Below are 19163 nucleotides of genomic sequence, written 5' to 3'. Positions count from 1 at the left end.
CAAGGGGCTGTTTGAATTATAAGCAGTCCTTTAATAATATTAGGATAATAAAGATCTATAAATGCCACTTGGGGAGGTCACACTATGAAGGAGATATGGAATGAATACAGAAGTTTAGTAAGAATATTTAAGGATAACATAACTAAATTCTTGAAATACCAGATAGCTACTAAAATATTAATAGCAATAATACTACTACCGTTATTTGGCTGGATATCAAATACACTTATGAAGAGTGCAGGTCTTTCATACATAACTAACGGTTTAATAAAAAAGTTCGTATTATCACCACAGGGAATTATATTCATACTACTAGGAGTTATATTTGCGATAATAGTTGTTTTAATAGAGTTAGGAGGACTTATTGTTCTTAGTTATCAAGCAATACTGAGAGAGAAACAAGAATATAGTTATTTCCAAGTAATTAAATACAGCCTAAGTAAGAGTAAATATTTAATAGGAATAAATGGTATACTTATAACGTTTTATCTATTTTTAATTGGTCCATTGTATGGAAATATAATAACTACAAGTGTAGTAAATATTAAAGTACCTGGATTTATAATGGATGTAATACAATCGAAGACTTCATATATAGCATATTTGGTAGTAGTCACAATAGTAATAGTTATTTTATCTATCAGATGGATGTTTTCACTGCATATTATAATGTTAAAAAAGAAAGTCAAAAACTCACTAAAAGAAAGTGCTAGACTAGTCAAAGGTAATCTTAGGTATATACTAAAATATACCCTTGGGACAGGACTTTTAAATATTATTACAGTGGGAGCAAGTATTTTAATATATGCATTAATATCAACATTAATATTGCTACCTATTAGTGGACAATATTACGAAATAGTGTTTATATTGCTTCTTTGTATAGGTGGAGTATTCATATTTGGAGCATTGTTTTTTTTAATACCAATAGAAATACTGAAGCTAACAAAACTGTATTTTCATCTACAAGGCCATGATGTAATATTAGATATAAAAATACGTGATAAAGATAATATTATAGATAAAGTTATAACAAATAAAAAGGTAATAGTACTTGTATTTGTTATATGTGTAACGGCTTTATCAGTTTATTCTTTTATGATTTTAGATGGATTAGATAATGCTAAATATGATATAGATATAACAGCTCATAGAGGTAGCTCAAAGCTAGCTCCAGAAAATACAATATCAGCATTAAAGGTAGCAATAAAAAATGGTGCAACCTATGCAGAAATAGATGTTCAAGAAACAAAAGATGGGCAGGTTATATTGTTGCATGATAATACGTTTAAGAGAACAGTTGGAACTGACAAAATGCCATCACAAATGACTCTAGAGGAAATAAAACAGTTAGATACAGGAATACTGTTTGATTCAAAATTTAAAGGAGAAAAAGTCCCAACACTACAGGAAGTTATTGATTATGCTAAAGGAAAGATAAAGTTAAATATAGAGTTAAAAACAAACAAAAGTGACAAGGTTTTAATAAAAAAAGTTGCAAAAATTATTAAAGAAAAGAACTTTATAAAATCTTGTGTAGTTACATCTTTAGATTATGATGCGTTATTAGAAATAAAACGACAAGAGCATTTAATTAAAACAGGATATATAATGTATTTTGCGGTAGGGGAGCTTGAAAAACTAAAAGTAGATTTTTATAGTATAGAAGAAACAAATGTTAATGAAGGTTTTGTAAGTACGGCTTATTCGATAGGAAGAGAAGTGCATGTATGGACTATAAATACAGAAACTAGTATGGAAAACATGATAGAGCTTGGAGTAGACAATATAATAACAGATAATGACAGTATGTTAAAAGAATTGTTAGATAGTTATAAAGAGGAATAAACATAAAAAAATTACGTTAAATTACCTATTTAAACAGTATTTGTTGATATACGATAAGATTTTAAAAAAAAGTAGAAAAAACTGTTGACATACATTCTTCTATCATGTAAAATACTAAGAGTAGTCTGTAAGACCCATTAGCTCAGTTGGTAGAGCATCTGACTTTTAATCAGGGTGTCCGGCGTTCGAGTCGCCGATGGGTCACCATTTTTAGGCCCTATGGTCAAGCGGTTAAGACACCGCCCTTTCACGGCGGTAACCCGGGTTCGAGTCCCGGTAGGGTCACCATATTTGTGGGCGCATAGCTCAGTTGGGAGAGCACCTGCCTTACAAGCAGGGGGTCATAGGTTCGAGCCCTGTTGTGCCCACCATAAAAAATCAGCGTTAACGCTGATTTTTTTATTTATTATTATTCTATTCTTCCCATCTTAAATCATTACCATAAAACTTTAGTTCTATAAACTTACCAAATATTCTAGAAAAAAACCTGTCGGAATACATTTGCGATAGTTCTCTAGGATGATGATTTGTAGAGATTATAGTTTTCTTACCATTTACAAGTCTAGAATTTATGATGTTAAACATCTCAGTATTTGTAAAAGCAGTGGTTAGTTCAGTACCAAGGTCGTCAATTATTAGCAAATCAGAACTAAACAATAGATTGTATGCTAGTTGGTAAGAAGTATCTTTTGCTATGTCCTTAAATTTATAGGTTCTAATAATATCTAATATATTAAAAGCAGTTTGATACAGTACAATTTTCCCCTTATCAAGTAAGTTTTTAGCAATGCAGTTGCACATGAATGTTTTTCCTAAACCAGTAGTACCATAAAATAGTAAATTTTCTTCATTATCCTTATCAAAATTAATAACAAAACCTTCGCACACATTAGCTATAAATTTCATATTTTCTTTTGGAGTACGCTGTTCATTTTCATAAGACTCATCAGAGAACAGATTTATATTAAAGGTTTGAAAATTTTCTTTAGCAAGCATTCTCTCTAAATTAGACATCTTGTAAGCAGTTCTTATTAATGCTTGCTTAAAACAATTGCATTTTTTACCATTCTCAAGATATCCAGTATCCTTACACCTTACACAATCATATGCAATATCTGTATAATTTATAGGGATATTGTTTTCGGTCATTAGTATAGCTTTTTCTTGCTTAAGAGATTGTATTTGGTGTTGTAATTGCTCTATCTTATTCTCTATACAACCAGAGTTCTTTAATATCTCCTTTGAAGTTGCTACGCCTAAAGATGCAATTTTTTTATCTATTTCTTCAATACGAGGAATTAAGTTGTAGATTTCTCTTACTCGTATAGTTTGCTCACGTTTTTTTTGATCTAACTTAGATTCGTAATTTTTTAGTATTTCTCTAATAACACTATCGTTCATGGTATTTCCTCCCTTATACATTCTCAGATTTTTTATTGTATAAGTTGTTTAAACCTTTATTTTTTAATTTTTTTTGAAGGTTTTTATTTAACTTTTCTTCTAATTCATGGTCAGTATATTTTGTGGTAGTGTGTTTAAAATTATGGAACTTAGTTTGAAACTGTTCTTTGCTATTTTTATTATTTGAACGACTATAAGTTTTAGACTGTTGGTTAGCAGAAAATTGTTTCTTGTTTTCTTTAACAGCTTCAGTAGTTTTTAGATTACTTTTATACCATCTAGATAAAATTCCATCAAGATATTTAAAATTAGGTTGTGATATTTTGAGGGTTTCCTCACATGCAAGCAGTATTACTTCATTGCTAAAGTTCCACTCATCAACCCATTTATTTATAATATCTTTAATAGACGTAGAAAAACTACCTTTATATCCGATAGCTTGCTTAATTAGATTGAATAGATTGTACCTAGAGTAATTATACTCCATATGTACATTCAAGTTGTCTATATTAGTTAGACCATTATCAAACCAATTTTTTAGTATACCTTGTACATAATTTATGTTTTTAATGCTCCTCTTTTCTTTAGCAAATTCAAAAGCTCTAATAATAACATCAGTGCTCATATTGTAATTATAAAGCCATTCAAGAACTTTTTTATATTCATTTGGAACTAGAGTCCTCCCAATAATGCCTGATATATTATTAAACATGTTATTTATTGCAGGAGAGCTATTAAGCTCTACAATATCAGTAGGAGTACAAGTGTAGTTCTTTTTACTAGTTTCGGTTTGAGCTGGCTTGATTATCTTATCTATATAGAGTTGCTTCAAATTTATAAATTCAACACTGTAATCATTATCATTTTCTACATTTGTAAAATGTTTTTTGATAATCCCTTTTTCTTCCCAAAAATCCCATGCTTTCAAAACATCATCTAAACTAGTTCTCAGATGTTTTGCAATAGTTTGATTAGAGATAGACTTATTTTCTTTGCTGTGCGCAAATTTATACCCAAGCAAATAAACCTTTACAGCTGTACCATTAGCCATAGGCATAAAATCATCAATAAAAATATTCTCAAATGTTGTATTTCCTAAATCAATTTCAGTTGTACCTAAAAAGAAATTCAATTAAATCCACCTTCCATATAACTATCTTTAATATATTATAACATATACGTAAATATGAATATGTATTAATCCTAAAATATTCGTAGAAAAAGAAAAACTCTTTTAAATCCTTCTAAATCAATTAATTCACTATTCTAGGGGAGTGCTTAAAACTGTTATTATAAGCTTATTAATCGAAATATTTAAGTTTTGGATATATAGGAATAAACAAGAAAAATATATATAAAATTTAAATAATAAAATAATTTAGTAAAAAAGGAGGTATTAAATTAACGAAAATTGAAAATAATAAATAAAGCTAGAAAATAAATAGTTTACATAGTTGAAATATATATTAACTATGGTATAATAAAACTTAGGGTCATTATGTTACAAAATCATTACGTATTTATTACAAAAAAAATTAAGATACAAAGATAAAATATAGGAGAGATTATATGAATATTAAATATTCAGATATAATTGATAGACTAAAGAAGCTAGCCAATGGTAAGACATGCTTAAGGCTTTCTATTTTTCTACTAATAGGAATAATGTGCGGAACGACGATAAGAGTTATAAATGACAGACATGAATACAAAGTAAGGCGTGAAATTGAGACAAGAGCTTTTAGTGTATACTTTGGAGATAAAGAAATAGGTAAAGTTAGAGACCAGAATTCAGCGCAAAAGCTAGTTAAAGATATAAAGAAAATCATAAAGACAGATTATAATTGTGATATAGTAATAAATCAAAAGCTGAGATTTGAAGATATTCATGTTGAAGACGAAGAGATAACAACAACAGCGCAGCTTAAAAAAGAGATTTTAGATGTATTGTCGTTTAACGTTAAAGCATATGCAATAAAGATAAATGGAAAAGTAGTAGGACATGTTAAAACAAAAGAAGTTGCAAATAGACTACTGGGTGAAATAAAACAACCATATATAGATAGAATAAAAGAGCAAGATGGGGAATTAGAAAAAATAGATTTCTTAGAAAAAACAGAGATAGTAGAAGTAGAACAGTCACTATCCAAATTAATGGATTATGATGATTTGCTAAATTACATAAAAAAAGGAACAACCCAGGAAAAGACACATGTGGTTCAAAAAGGAGATAGCTTATGGAGTATATCAAAAGATTATGATATATCAATTAAGGATTTAGAAAAAGCTAATCCACAATATGTAAATGGTTATTTGCAAATTAATGATGAGTTGAGTTTAACAGTGCCTAAACCATTTATAACAGTAGTAACAAAAGAAAAAGCAAAGTTAATAGAGAAAGTAGGATTTGATACTGAGTATCAGGAATCAAGTAGCTTATATAAAGATGAAACAAGAGTTAAGAGAAAAGGTGTTTATGGAGAAAGAGAAATAGTGGCATTGGTAGAAAAGCATAACAATGTGGAGATGAAAAAAGAAGTTTTGCAAGAGAGTATTATCTCACAGCCTAAAGCACAAATCGTAATCAGAGGAACAAAAGCAATACCAGCATTAGCAGGAACTGGAGTATTCCAAAGGCCGACAAGAGGGATGTTGACATCAAGATATGGCCCAAGATGGGGTGGATTTCACAGAGGAATAGATTTAGCTTCTGGGATAGGTACACCAATCAAAGCAGCAGATAGTGGAACAGTAATATTTACAGGTTATAGTAAGAGCTATGGATATTGGGTTGAAATAAGCCACGGTGGTGGATATAGCACAAGGTATGCACACTGTAGTAAAATATACGTTAAAAAAGGTCAAAAAGTATATAAAGATAAGACGATAGCAGCTGTAGGAAATACAGGGAATAGCAAGGGTCCACACGTACATTTTGAAATATTGAAATATGGGAAAACTCAAAATCCGCTTAGTGTGCTTGGCAAAAAATACAGATAAGAAATAGTTAGCTATATTGTAGAAATACAATATAGCTTTTTTAATGCGATAAATGTCTTGATACTAATTACATTTAGTTTGACAATATTAGGACTATCGTGATAGACTAAAAGAGGACTATTGCAATAGACCAATATAAAGAGGTGAAAAACTATGACACATCAATACAAGTTATATGATGCAGAGTTCAAATTTATGAAGATAATTTGGGAAAATGAGCCTGTAAATTCTACTCAGCTAGTGAAGATATGTGAACATGAGTTAGGGTGGAAGAAATCTACTACATATACAGTTATTAAAAAGCTACAAAAAAGAAATGTGTTAAAAAACGAAAGCGCTATGGTATCATCTTTAATAACCTTAGAGCAAGTAAAAAAATATGAAGGGGAAGAACTTGTAAAGAGAGTTTTCGAGAATTCACTTTCTAATTTGCTAGTATCATTTTTAGATGGAAAAGATATATCAGAAGAAGAAATAAACAAACTAAAACAAATAATAGATAGTAGCAGGAACTAAAGATATGTTATTTATAAGAGAATTATTTATAGCTGTACTCAATATGAGTATAGTAGCTACAATAATGATAATAATTATATTTGCTATAAGAGCACTATTAATGCATAGACTGGATAAAAAAGCACTATTTGCTTTGTGGTGTGTTTTATTATTTAGGCTGGCTTGCCCATTTTCTATATCTACAGACTTTACGTTTATGAACATAGTAAAAAACGGCAAAGAAAATAACTTTGTAAATATGAAATATATTAATGATGATTTGATTACAGTTTCAAGGGTTGAAATTATCAGCAATGAAGTAGATAACAAAGCTATTAACAATGATGATAATACTAAAGCCAAATCTATATTAAGCAATATATGGCTGTTTTTTATACTTGTGATATTTACTTACAATATGGTGATGCATATCATAATATCAAGCAAACTTAAATTAGCTACTAGGCACAAATCGAAAAAAATACAAGAAGTAAAAGACATACTAAAAATCAAAACAAATATAATTGTTTATGAAACAGATCAAATAGTTTCACCATTTGTACTAGGGGTAATAAAACCACGTGTTTATGTACCGGTGGGGATTGAAGGTGCACGATTAAAATATATACTATTACATGAGTTTGTACATATTAAGCGTTTGGATTATATATTAAAACCAATATTTTATATAGTGAGTGCTATCCATTGGTTTAACCCATTTGTATGGTTAGCTTTTAGATATATGAGTCGTGATATAGAGATAATATGTGATGAAAGTGTTATTAAAGCAATTGGTAGGAAATATAGACAAGGTTATGCTCATACACTAGTTTCATTTGCAACTAAAAAAAATAAGATAATACCAACCTACAATAATTGTTATGGAATTATTGATTTGACGATAAGAGTTAAAAATATAATTAATTATGAAAATTCATCACTGAGAAATAAGATATTATCTATACTTATAGTGATATTTATAGCAATAAACTTTGCTATGAACCCATGTTTTAAGAAGCATGATGATGAGTATTTTGTAAATGATTTTAAAAAGACATATAGTATATCATATATAAATGTTAATATAGAAAAACACAAACCGACGTACAATTGTCCCGTCAGTAGTAGTAGAGTAACACAAAAATATTGTCTAGACAAAGAGCACCATCATAATGGTATAGACATATTTTCAACAATAGGAGAGTCAGTAAAAGTAATTGATTCAGGTAGGGTTATATATTTTGGTAAATATGGCAAGTATAAATCCATAATGAAAATAGACCACGGTAATGGATATCAATCGTGGTACGGCGGGATAGATAATAGAGAATTACAGCTAAATAATTATGTAAGTAAAGGACAAATAATAGGAAATATAATCTATAGTGGTTTAGGACCACATTTACATTTATCTATACTCTATAACGGTGAATTTGTAGACCCAACAGAGTATATAAAATTTGATAATTAAAGGAGTTTGAACATGCAAAATAAGTATGTGAAAAAAATGCTAGTACTAGTGATGCTAGGAGTTTTGCTTATCACATCATGTAAAGCAAACTATAGTGCTAACTTAGACAATACAACAACTAATAAAGATAAAGAAGTAAAGCAAGAGAAAAAAGATATTATAGAACCAAAAAAAGTTGTAAATATTAAAAAAATATCAGAAGATAAAAAGTATACATTTTCATATTCTAGTGAAAATAGATTTGTTAGTTTAAAGATTCCAGAGAATGAATGGACAAATTTTATTAATTGTAGATATAATAAAATAATGCCAAAACAAAATAATAAAATGGGAATGACTATATCTACTAAATGGTGTAAGTTTTTATATCAAAATATAAAGGACGATTATGATTTTATAGTTTATGTGGTAAATGAAGAAGAAAGACCAAAAAAGTTGTTTATGAATGGGTGTTACCAGGCTGTCAAAAACGATATAAAAGGAATAGGTACTATGGTAACAAGAACACCGTTTTTTGATTACACTAAGCACTATTCAAAAGATGCGAATAGACTGCAAGGACTTATATTTTTAACACACAATGATGTTATATATAATGGACCAATATTGCATGAAATCTTACATAGATGGGGGAACTATCTTATAGATTGCGACTATGGAGTACATTGGGGGAATGCAAATATTTATGGGAGACTTGGAGGACAAAAATCAATACAACAAGTAGGAAATAATTCAAAAGTTATAGGCTATAGAAGATACTGGCAGGGTGGATATGCTCCTTTAGAGCTATATTTAATGGGGCTTATACCTAAAGAAGAAGTACCAAATATCACTATTGCCCAGTATTACTCAAATAGAATAATAAGTCAGACAGAATGGAACAGAGTTGATGGACAAGACATAGTAGTAAAAGGAAAAATTAAAACCAAGACATATACAATACAAGATATCATAGACGGTAAGGCAAGCAACAAAGAGCAAGCATTAAATATCGGAGATCGTGTGCCAAATTACAAAGACTCACAAAAAAAGTTTAATATGTTATTTGTAGTTATAGACCATGATAATATAAATGAAAATCAGAAAAAATCTATAAACAATCAGATAAAATTACTTTCACAAAATGAAAACTATGATGATGGTATTTATAATTTTTTTGAAGCATGCGAAGGAAAAGCAGAATTATCAACAGAAATACAGATTAAAGAGTAATTTGCTAATTTGAGTTAAATTAAATATTTGTGTCTATAATATTAAGTATTAATGAAAGTATTGAAATCCACTAAAAACATGATACAATATTAGTCAGTGTTTAGCCGGAAGATTAAAATTGTTATATTAATGTATTATGGGTACAGAAAAATACCAGATATTATAGAGAAGAGGGCTTTATGAAAAATAATAATAAGAATATCAAAGAGAGATTAAAGAAGCTTATTAGTAAAAAGATTGCTTTGAGATTATCGATTTTTCTGCTAGTAGGAATAATAGGTGGGACAACTTTTAGAGTGTTAAACGATAATAGAAAATACAGAATAAAAAGAGAACTTGAGACTAGAGGATATGAAGTATTTTTAGGTGAAAAATCTATTGGAAAAGTAAGAAAAAAAGAAACAGCAGTAAAATTGCTAAAAGATATAAAGTCGTTTTTAAGTAATTATGAAGAATTTAATTCAGAATTATTAGAAAAGGGTCTTAAATACCAGGACATTCATGCTGAAGATTCCCAGATAGCAACTACATCATTGATGAGAGATGAAATATTAGACCTGATATCATTTAATATACAATCATATTGTATATTGATTAATGGTAAAAATGTAGGAGCTCTAAAAACAAAAGAAGAAGCACAAAAGATTTTAGATTCCATAAAGACACCTTACATTGACAGAGCAAAACAAGATGATAATGAGATTAAAGAGATAAATTTTCTTGAAAAAGTTGAGATAGTTAAGAAAGAACAACCTATTACTAATATAAAAGAACATGATGAATTGTTGCGCTACATAACAAAAGGAACTACTGAGGAAAAAACCCATATCGTTGAGCAAGGAGATAGTTTTTGGAGTGTATCTAAAAAATATAATGTGTCGATAAACGATTTGGAAAAGGCAAATCCTGATTATGTAAATGGATATTTAAAAATAGGTGCAAAGTTAAGCTTGCAAATTCCTAAATCATTCGTAACAGTAGTTACAAAAGAAGAAACCAAAATTACAGAAAAGATAGGTTTTGAGACAAAATATGAAAAGACACCAACTCTTTATGAAGATGAATCAAGAATAAAAAGAAAGGGTACATATGGAGAACGAGAGGTAGTAGCTTTAATAGAAAAACAAAATGGAGTGGAAAAAAGTAGAGATGTATTAAGTGAAAACATCACAGCTAAACCTATGGCTCAAATTGAAATAAAGGGAACAAAAAAAGTACCTCCATTAAATGGAACAGGTATATTTAGTGCGCCAACAAACGGAAGACTTTCATCTAGGTATGGACCTAGATGGGGTAGGTTTCACAGAGGGATTGATTTAGCATCAAGAATAGGTACATCAATAAAAGCAGCAGATGCTGGGACGGTCGTATTTGCAGGGTATAGAGGTAGCTATGGATACATGATTGAGATAAGCCACGGAGCAGGTTATTCAACACGATATGCTCATTGTAGTAAGCTATATGTAAAAAGAGGAGAAAAGGTTTATAAGGGCAAAACTATAGCAGCAGTAGGGAATACAGGAAACAGTGATGGTCCTCATGTGCATTTTGAAGTAATAAAATACGGAAAGACAAAAAACCCATTAACAATTTTGAATAAAAAATATAAATAGTATAGATTATATATAACCCAAAGATTAATATTTTTGATTTACTAGCATAGAATATAGTAGAACAATGCTTACTCTTTAACAAATATATTTCTAGGGGTTATGGTATGAAATTAAAATACAAGAAAATAATCGTGGAAATGATATCACTATTTTTAATAGCGATATTCATAATAGCATCTGTAAAAGCAATGCATAGAAATAGAGTTGTCCATGAAATTGTAACAAAGAATCATAATCTAATATGTGATATTAGAGCTTTTGATGGAATAGATTCCGATAGAGCAATAGCAAGTAATAACGCAAAAACGAGAAATAATATATTAGGATATGCATACAGAATGGAGCTTCTTGCTAAAGAAGACAAAAGCAATGTTGATAGTTTAAAAAAACAAGAAAAACTAAAGTGCACTAAAAAATTTGCATTTCCAACAAACGGGCAGTTAACATCAAGATTTGGGCCTAGAAAAGGGTCATTTCATAGAGGGATTGATTTAGCATCTAGAGTAGGAACACCCATAAGAGCTTCAGAAGGTGGAGTGATTGTATTTGTGGGATATAGAGGTAGTTACGGATATATGGTAGAGATATGCCATAGCGGTGGTTACAACTCACGATATGCTCATTGTAGCAAAATATATGTAAAAATTGGAGAAGAGATTTCTCGAGGTGACATAATAGCAGCAGTAGGAAATACAGGTAGAAGTTCAGGACCTCATGTGCATTTTGAAATATTAAAACATGGAGTACAAGAGAATCCATTAAAATATGTGAAAAGAAAGAAATAACTCGGCTTTGCCGAGTTATTTTTCTTAAAATACATAGTGCTATTATTGTAAGTCATAAAATCAATATCTTTTAAAGCACCAAAAACCTCCAAGGACAATCATTAAGAATATAACAATTAAGATGGCTTGAACAAAATATACGTCATCTCGTTTAGGATAGGCATATACATCAGGTATGCTAGATGAGTCTTTAGCAAATAGCTTCTTAAGATTTATTAAACCTGCACCTTGATTATCCCTATTATCATTTAATGAAACGCAAGAATATTTCAACATACTTTTAATTTTTTGTGGAGATAAATGACCTTCTTTTTGATATATTAATGCACATGCACCAGCAACAACAGGAGCAGCCATAGATGTACCACTCAAAGATACATAAGATGAATTATTACTATTTGATAGAGATGAGATATCTACGCCAGGTGCTACCACATCAGGTTTATTGTAGCCATCAACAGTAGGTCCTCTACTAGAAAATGAAGCTATAAAATCATCTCCAACTTCTTTAGTTTTATTGTCATCAACAGCACCAACGCTTATAACACTTGGAGTGTTAGCAGGTGATAATATAGTTTTTTTGCTAGGACCACTGTTACCAGCTGCAACTACTACAGTTAAACCAGCTCTAACAGCTTCAGCAGCAGCAAGAGAAAGAGGATCTTTTTTGTATGAGTTATTAGTTGGTGTTCCCAAAGATAGATTTAGCACTTTAGTGTTATATACATTTTTTGTGTCAACTATATACTGTACAGAGTTTAGAATATCAGATGTAGTTCCGCTACCATTTTCATCAAGAGCTTTTATAGCAAGTATATTTGCTTTAGGAGCTATTCCAGAATATCTTCCTTTTGAAGAGTAACCATTACCAGCTATTATACCAGCAACATGAGTACCGTGACCATTATCGTCATAAGGCTTAGTTCTTTTATTTACGAAGTCTTTAAAGCCAACGATTCTGTTCTTTGGCTTAATTAAGTCAGCATGTGGTGAAACGCCTGTATCAACTACGGCAACAGTGATGCCTTCTCCAGTATAACCTAAATCATGAGCATATTTGCTGTGTATAGAATAATTAGCTATATCCATCAAAGCAAAGACTTTAGCGTCATAGTATATATACTCAATGTTTGGGTTTTTAGATAGCTTTTCAATAGTTTTTGAACTCATACTACAAGCTATTGAGTTAACAATAGGAAGATTATGTTTTATCTTTCCGGACATGTTTAGTATCATATTACTAACACTGTTAAGGTCATTATCTTTAAATCTAATAATAACAGGGAGTTCATCCTTGGTCTTAGATTTAATTTTTTTGCTTACAACCGAGTCTAATTTCATTTGTCTATTTGCACGCATATAAATCACCTTCCTATGATTTAATTTATGCTAAAGAAGGTATAATTGTTATTAAAAAATTTATAGGATAATAAAAATATTATAAATAATTAAATATAAACAACAAAGATATCGGAAATTATTATATTTCCGATATCTAACACTTAAAACAATATTAATCATCTAAAAGGGCGTTACTTGAAAGTAATGTGGTTTATATTTGAACCACTATATAGAATAAGTTTTTTGCTATCTTCTGACCATTTATAGGCTATTGCAAACTGGTCTTTAGTGATATAAGAAATGTCATCTAGTTTGTTATCTTTAAAGTTTGCTACGTAAATATTAGACTTGTTTTCAAGTGGTTTAACATTAGTAGGGCCACCTTCCATAGTGTCTTTTTGAGAATTATTGTTATCATATATAGGTGTAGTTATAGAATATACTATTTTGCTTTCATCGGGAGAGACACTAAAATTTAGTCCTCCTTCATAATTTGTAAGCAGATTTAATTTATTAGTTTTTACATCATATAAGTATAAACCCAACTTACTATCTAACAAAGCATCTACGATAATATTTCCGTTACTTAATATTTTATAAGAGAATATGTCGCTTTGTTTATGAATTTCAATATATTCACCTTTATGTTCAACAGGATCAGTTCCAGGATTTTTAATCTTTTCTTTAACCAAATAATCTAAGTTAATAATAGGAGTTATAGATTCAGTATCAACATTTAACTTATATAACCCTGCTTTCATAGAATTGTTTTCATGCATTCTACCAATGAAATAGATATCTTTACCATCTTTGCTATAAAAATCGGCTCCTGAAACATAGTTTACGTTATCGTTAAGTTTTATAGTGTTTTTTAACGTACCTGTATTGTCAAATATAAAGAAGCAACGATTACCATATTTAATAATGGAATTACTATCATTGCTCCAATTTCCATACATTTTAGGAGCATAGTTCATATTAATATTAGAATATTCTTTAGAGACGCCTTTTTGGACATCTAACACATAAGATTTATCATTTTTCACGTAGTCTGCATATTTACCATCAGGCGAATAACCCGCTCCAAATTCTAAGTCAAGAGAATTTAGCATACCATCATTGTCTTTAATTGATGTTACCTTGGAGTCACTAATGTTAACAGTATATACACTTCCGTATTTCTGTCTATAATATTTGGTTAAATCTTCATTTTCTTTAGGAGCACCTAGTTTACCTGCTTGCTCATTTATTCCTATAACTAATTTATCTTTTCCATAATAATGAAAGATGTTAGAAACCCCTTTTAGTTTACTTAAGGTGCTTTGCTCTACAAAACTAATGGTATTTTTCACATTCTGCTCCGTAGTAGCTTGTTTAACATCTGTCATAGATTTTGCACCTGTAGCATGCCCAGTGATTAATGTTAATATAAGTAAGGCTGGTGCTAATTTAAATAATTTTCTTTTCATATTTATTACCTCCATAAATTTGATTTTTTTAATTATATATTAATGATAACCCCCACTTTTGTACATTTGATTAAAGGATATTGCCAATTTGTAAACATTTAAAGATTAATAGAATCATAATTTAGGATTTTTTAAAATATAAATTTATATAGTGGACATGGCATAAAAAAAATATAAATATGTCAAGAAAAAAAGAGTATCTGTGACCATTGAAATATTAAAATAAAAAGATTTACTTGGAGCATGTATGGGAACTGCATACTACTGGGAAGAACAGCTCATAGTATGAAAACGTATAGAAGGAAGCTCGAGAGACCTGATGAATTAGAATAAGTGATCAAGTTACTATATACAGCCACAATAGCATATATAGCTATTTAGTATATGATAAAGACAAAATAAAGTCAGATGATACAATGAGTTTTAAAAAGCGAATGAAAATTACAATATTCATTATTGACATGCACTAATAAGGGGAAAGAGAGGTTAGTTATCTATTGAAAGAGAGTGAAGAAAGAAAAATATTTATATAAGTTTGATATATAAATGATAATACATACCTATTTACATATATTTTAGTTGTTTATAAAATAGAATAGAGATTTTGTAGTAATAGTGGTATAATTTAATAAAAAAGATTGCATAAAAATGTAAATAGGAGGACCGTTATGAAAAAGAAAATAGCAGTAGTATTGTTAATTTCCGTATTGATGCTAGCGAGTACTGCAATAGGAGTTACGTATAATCAAGAGATTAAAGCATTTATTTGTAATGCAAATACAGTATTGAATGGGAATCATGTGAATCTAATAAACAAGCCTATCATATACAATGGAGATGTATACATATCAGCAAAAGACATTGCGCAGTATACGAACTACGATGCAGTATGGATAGAACAGTCTAATACTCTATATATAATGAATAGGGTAGGTAGACCTATTATAAATCCATATACTCCTAATAACAACAACACGACTATTAACAATTTCGTAAAAACATTAAACACTAAGTACGGTACTTTTAATGGTGGAAAATATGATTTAGAGTTTAGTTATAATATAACAAATTATGTTAACTACGTAAAAGTTAAAGGAATGGGAGAAGATTTTGATAAGAACAATTCCAAGTGGAAAAAAAGAGATAAGGAAGATTTCAAGCAATTTGCAAAGAACATTCTTATAGAAACGTCAAGATTATACCAAAAAGATTCAAAAATATACTTTTATGATGACGATAGCGATGTAGTTGGAGAATATGAATATATATATGAGCAAAGCAAATTTAAGGTGGTAAATGAAACGCTAGATTTTTCATCAACAAGCGATGCAGAAGATACACTAGAGGATAACTATGCTGTATTTGAGGGAGATGAAGGTGATCTAAAATTCAAGTATGATGTAACAAAATCCTCATATTATATTAAAGTTGTAATGGAAGGACAGAACTTTGATAGAACTGACGATGAATGGGATGATAGAGGGGTTAGCGACTTTAGAGACTTTGTAGAAGATTTTGCAGAGCAGATGGCTGAGAGCTTTAATAAAGATATAAAAATCTACGTTGAAGATGAAGACGATGATAGTACTGCCAGATATAGATATGACGAAGATGATGAAGAATTGAACAAGGAATATGAATACGGTTCGTAAAAAACTGAACAAATAACCATAGAAAAGGCATGATTAACTTCTAGTAGAGAATTAATTGTGCCTTTATTATATAAAATTTGACAATATCTGAATAATTCATTATAATGCAAAATGTAAAATTAAATATATGTTACAAATCTAATATTATATAAATTGGAAATGAAGTTTCAAGTATACTATGATATAATGAAAATGATTGTACAAAAAAGAGAGCATGAAAAAGAAATTATTGATTATAGAAGAACTACTGAATATTTCAAATATAGGTTATATACATGGAAATTATGATACTGATAAAGAGATGGTTGGTAGATTGACACTATTATAAATAAGAAAGAGTAAATTGATAAAGAGGTGAAAGTATTGGGCAAAAAGATTTTAGTTGTAGACGATGAGAGACCGATTGCTGATATTTTGAGATTTAATTTGGAAAAAGAAGGTTATGACGTTAGCTTAGCATACGAAGGTGACGAAGCAGTAAAAAAAGCACTTGCACATGAGCCAGATTTAATACTGTTAGATGTAATGTTACCTAACAAGGATGGATTTCAAGTGTTAAAAGAGATAAGACAAAAGCTAAGCACGCCTATTTTGATGCTTACAGCAAAAGAAGAAGAAGTGGATAAGATATTAGGTTTAGAGCTAGGTGCGGATGACTATATTACAAAGCCGTTTAGCATGAGAGAGTTACTAGCAAGAGTAAAAGCAAATATCAGAAGAGGAGAAATGGTAGCTGCAACTACTAATAAAGATATAATTGTCTCAGGAGATTTGATGATAGATTTAAACAAATATGAAGTTACTAAAAATGAGAAAGTAGTAGATTTAACTTTAAGAGAATTTGAGCTACTTAAATTTCTATGCATGAGAACAGAACAAGTTTTTTCTAGAGAGCAGTTATTAGAAGAAGTTTGGGGTTATGAGTATTATGGAGATATTAGAACAGTAGACGTTACAGTTAGAAGATTAAGACAAAAAATAGAGGACAACTCAAGCAATGCAAAATACATTATTACAAAAAGAGGGGTAGGGTACTATTTTAGGAGGAACTAGTAATGTTTAAAAGCATAAGGTGGAAATTTACGACGATTTATTTCCTATTAGTTTTTATAGCTATGCTTATAGTAGGGGTATTTATAATAAAACAGTTTGAGAAAGTACAAATCGAACAGATAGACAAAACAATGAACGGATATGTAGGTAGGGTGCTTGACGTGTCACAAGAGATAAAAGCAAGAAAGTGGGACGAAATAAAAGAAAGTGCATTTAACAATTGGCCTGTACCTATAGGTTATAAAATATATATAATAGAGAAATCTGATTATCCAAAAATAGTTGGAACGATACCTTGGAATAATAAAGATATTGGCAAAAGTGTGTTTGATTTTAAAGAAATTAATCCAGAATATATATTATATTCATTAAATGAAGGAAAAGAATCCATAGGGATTCAGCACCAAGATGACTCCAGAGAAAATCATTTGGTACATCCAGTAACTGACGAAAATGATGAAGTAATAGGACTTATATATGTAACGAGTGAGCTTAAAGAAGTAGATGCTATGTTAAATAGGTCTAAAGTTATAATGATAGAAGGTACAATATTAGCACTTTTAGTTACTATATGCATAGGTTTCGTTATAGCAAAGAGTGTAACCATACCAATAAATGATGTTACAATAAAAGCCAAGCAAATGGTAAGTGGAGACTTTGACCAAAGAGTAGAAGTCAAATCGGAGGATGAAATAGGTCAGCTTGCTACAATGTTTAACACACTTACAGAGAAACTCAAAATCACACTAGCAGAGATATACAGAGAAAAGAGTAAAATGGATACGATATTTAATCATATGGCAGATGGAGTTATTGGATGTGATATAAAAGGTAATATATTGCATGCAAATCCTATAGCTCTTAATATATTGAATATAGAGTTTGATGCACTAACTGATGTAGATTACGATACAGTTATATCAAAATTAGATTCAAAATTGACACTAAAACATATGAATCAAAGTAGTGATTATAGAGGTAGTGAACTTATAAGTAAAGATAATCATTCCTATTTAGTAAAATATGCACCATTTAAAAATGACAATCAAGAAATTGGTGGAATAATAGCAGTATTACAAGATGTAACAGAGCAACAAAAGCTAGAGAATATGAGAAGAGAGTTTGTAGCTAATGTATCTCATGAGCTAAAAACACCAATAACAACTATAAAAAGTTATACAGAGACGATAATAGATGGCGTAATAGACGAGAAAGAATTAACACTTAATTTTCTAGAGATAGTGAATAGTGAATGTGATAGAATGACTAGAATAGTTAGGGATTTATTACAGTTATCTAATATGGATTATAAACAGACAAAGTGGAAATTTAAAGACTTAGAAGTCAAAGAGCTTATTGATAAAGCAGTAATGAAGTTAACAATGGCTGCTAAGGATAAGAACCAAGCACTTACTACAACAATAGAAGAGGGATTGCCAAATATACATGTAGACAGAGATGGTATAGAGCAAGTAATACTAAATATACTAAGTAATGCCATCAAGTATACTCCAGATGGAGGAGCTATATCTCTAAATGTGTTCAAAGTCATGGATACATTGAATATTGTAATAAAGGATAATGGTCTAGGCATACCAAAGGATGATTTGAATAGAATATTTGAACGCTTCTATAGAGTTGATAAAGCTAGATCCAGAGAAATGGGAGGTACAGGTTTAGGATTATCAATAGCTAAACAAATAGTACAAGCACATAAAGGAACTATTGAAATTAATAGCGAATATAATAAAGGTACAGAAGTCAAAATAATGTTGCCATTAGTGAATAACGATAACTGAAAGTAGTGTAATTCTTTCTTAATT

Annotated in this window: 14 protein-coding genes and 3 tRNA genes; 13 read left to right on the top strand and 4 right to left on the bottom strand. The window is 29.8% G+C overall.

From position 1 onward, the window contains the following. Positions 1-84: 84 nt before the first annotated feature. From P3X86_RS19855 to P3X86_RS19840, 4 genes are all read left to right on the top strand, one after another. Positions 85-1848, top strand: coding sequence for a glycerophosphoryl diester phosphodiesterase membrane domain-containing protein (locus P3X86_RS19855; RefSeq protein WP_483294481.1), 1764 nt, complete (start codon positions 85-87; stop codon positions 1846-1848). A 131-nt stretch (positions 1849-1979) separates the two neighbouring features. Then, positions 1980-2055 (top strand) — tRNA-Lys (locus P3X86_RS19850). A 6-nt stretch (positions 2056-2061) separates the two neighbouring features. Further along, a tRNA-Glu gene (locus tag P3X86_RS19845) sits at positions 2062-2136 on the top strand. A 7-nt stretch (positions 2137-2143) separates the two neighbouring features. Continuing rightward, a tRNA-Val gene (locus P3X86_RS19840) sits at positions 2144-2219 on the top strand. A gap of 43 nt (positions 2220-2262) precedes the next feature. Here P3X86_RS19840 and P3X86_RS19835 read toward each other — a convergent pair. Together P3X86_RS19835 and P3X86_RS19830 are read right to left on the bottom strand one after the other, a co-directional pair. After that, complete coding sequence (locus P3X86_RS19835) at positions 2263-3249, bottom strand: ATP-binding protein (protein WP_483294480.1); 987 nt, start codon at positions 3247-3249, stop codon at positions 2263-2265. A gap of 13 nt (positions 3250-3262) precedes the next feature. Then, positions 3263-4381, bottom strand: a complete 1119-nt coding sequence (locus P3X86_RS19830; RefSeq protein ID WP_483294479.1) for a DnaD domain protein — start codon at positions 4379-4381, stop codon at positions 3263-3265. 437 nt (positions 4382-4818) lie between these two features. Here P3X86_RS19830 and P3X86_RS19825 point away from each other — a divergent pair, with 437 nt between their 5' ends. From P3X86_RS19825 to P3X86_RS19800, 6 genes are all read left to right on the top strand, one after another. Next, positions 4819-6249 carry a peptidoglycan DD-metalloendopeptidase family protein gene (locus tag P3X86_RS19825; protein ID WP_483294478.1) on the top strand — a complete coding sequence of 477 codons (1431 nt, stop codon included), beginning with the start codon at positions 4819-4821 and terminating at the stop codon, positions 6247-6249. Between the two features lie 153 nt (positions 6250-6402). Next, complete coding sequence (locus tag P3X86_RS19820; protein WP_483294477.1) at positions 6403-6765, top strand: BlaI/MecI/CopY family transcriptional regulator; 363 nt, start codon at positions 6403-6405, stop codon at positions 6763-6765. Positions 6766-6769: 4 nt separating this feature from the next. Beyond that, entirely contained in the window at positions 6770-8215 is a 1446-nt protein-coding gene (locus tag P3X86_RS19815) for a M56 family metallopeptidase (RefSeq protein ID WP_483294476.1), read from the top strand. A 12-nt stretch (positions 8216-8227) separates the two neighbouring features. Next, positions 8228-9427 carry a hypothetical protein gene (locus P3X86_RS19810; protein WP_483294475.1) on the top strand — a complete coding sequence of 400 codons (1200 nt, stop codon included), beginning with the start codon at positions 8228-8230 and terminating at the stop codon, positions 9425-9427. Positions 9428-9606: 179 nt separating this feature from the next. Next, the gene (locus P3X86_RS19805; RefSeq protein WP_483294474.1) at positions 9607-11040 is read left to right on the top strand and encodes a peptidoglycan DD-metalloendopeptidase family protein; all 1434 of its coding nucleotides are present in this window, start codon (positions 9607-9609) and stop codon (positions 11038-11040) included. Positions 11041-11144: 104 nt separating this feature from the next. Continuing rightward, entirely contained in the window at positions 11145-11825 is a 681-nt protein-coding gene (locus tag P3X86_RS19800; RefSeq protein WP_483294473.1) for a M23 family metallopeptidase, read from the top strand. A 60-nt stretch (positions 11826-11885) separates the two neighbouring features. On the opposite strand, the gene P3X86_RS19795 is transcribed toward P3X86_RS19800, so the two are convergent. Together P3X86_RS19795 and P3X86_RS19790 are read right to left on the bottom strand one after the other, a co-directional pair. Further along, positions 11886-13184, bottom strand: coding sequence for a S8 family peptidase (locus tag P3X86_RS19795; RefSeq protein ID WP_483294472.1), 1299 nt, complete (start codon positions 13182-13184; stop codon positions 11886-11888). Positions 13185-13357: 173 nt separating this feature from the next. Next, positions 13358-14635 carry a hypothetical protein gene (locus tag P3X86_RS19790; RefSeq protein WP_483294471.1) on the bottom strand — a complete coding sequence of 426 codons (1278 nt, stop codon included), beginning with the start codon at positions 14633-14635 and terminating at the stop codon, positions 13358-13360. Positions 14636-15303: 668 nt separating this feature from the next. Here P3X86_RS19790 and P3X86_RS19785 point away from each other — a divergent pair. The 3 genes from P3X86_RS19785 to P3X86_RS19775 all read left to right on the top strand — a co-directional run bounded on the left by P3X86_RS19785 (position 15304) and on the right by P3X86_RS19775 (position 19139). Next, on the top strand, positions 15304-16287 hold the full coding sequence (locus tag P3X86_RS19785; RefSeq protein ID WP_483294470.1) for a stalk domain-containing protein: 984 nt from the start codon (positions 15304-15306) through the stop codon (positions 16285-16287). A gap of 363 nt (positions 16288-16650) precedes the next feature. After that, complete coding sequence (locus P3X86_RS19780) at positions 16651-17340, top strand: response regulator (RefSeq protein ID WP_483294469.1); 690 nt, start codon at positions 16651-16653, stop codon at positions 17338-17340. A gap of 2 nt (positions 17341-17342) precedes the next feature. Next, the gene (locus P3X86_RS19775) at positions 17343-19139 is read left to right on the top strand and encodes a HAMP domain-containing sensor histidine kinase (protein ID WP_483294468.1); all 1797 of its coding nucleotides are present in this window, start codon (positions 17343-17345) and stop codon (positions 19137-19139) included. Positions 19140-19163: the final 24 nt, after the last annotated feature.

It is taken from the genome of Abyssisolibacter sp. ZYX002 (genome assembly GCF_056892235.1).
Note: the sequence above shows the minus strand (reverse complement) of the source record. Positions and strands in the feature narration are given on the sequence as shown.

Bases quoted from the DNA above. Each gene is read 5' to 3' on its own strand.
- P3X86_RS19855 (WP_483294481.1), top strand. From the start codon at position 85: ATGAAGGAGATATGGAATGAATACAGAAGTTTAGTAAGAATATTTAAG.
- P3X86_RS19835 (WP_483294480.1), bottom strand. From the start codon at position 3,249: ATGAACGATAGTGTTATTAGAGAAATACTAAAAAATTACGAATCTAAG.
- P3X86_RS19825 (WP_483294478.1), top strand. From the start codon at position 4,819: ATGAATATTAAATATTCAGATATAATTGATAGACTAAAGAAGCTAGCC.
- P3X86_RS19820 (WP_483294477.1), top strand. From the start codon at position 6,403: ATGACACATCAATACAAGTTATATGATGCAGAGTTCAAATTTATGAAG.
- P3X86_RS19815 (WP_483294476.1), top strand. From the start codon at position 6,770: ATGTTATTTATAAGAGAATTATTTATAGCTGTACTCAATATGAGTATA.
- P3X86_RS19810 (WP_483294475.1), top strand. From the start codon at position 8,228: ATGCAAAATAAGTATGTGAAAAAAATGCTAGTACTAGTGATGCTAGGA.
- P3X86_RS19805 (WP_483294474.1), top strand. From the start codon at position 9,607: ATGAAAAATAATAATAAGAATATCAAAGAGAGATTAAAGAAGCTTATT.
- P3X86_RS19800 (WP_483294473.1), top strand. From the start codon at position 11,145: ATGAAATTAAAATACAAGAAAATAATCGTGGAAATGATATCACTATTT.
- P3X86_RS19795 (WP_483294472.1), bottom strand. From the start codon at position 13,184: ATGCGTGCAAATAGACAAATGAAATTAGACTCGGTTGTAAGCAAAAAA.
- P3X86_RS19790 (WP_483294471.1), bottom strand. From the start codon at position 14,635: ATGAAAAGAAAATTATTTAAATTAGCACCAGCCTTACTTATATTAACA.
- P3X86_RS19785 (WP_483294470.1), top strand. From the start codon at position 15,304: ATGAAAAAGAAAATAGCAGTAGTATTGTTAATTTCCGTATTGATGCTA.
- P3X86_RS19775 (WP_483294468.1), top strand. From the start codon at position 17,343: ATGTTTAAAAGCATAAGGTGGAAATTTACGACGATTTATTTCCTATTA.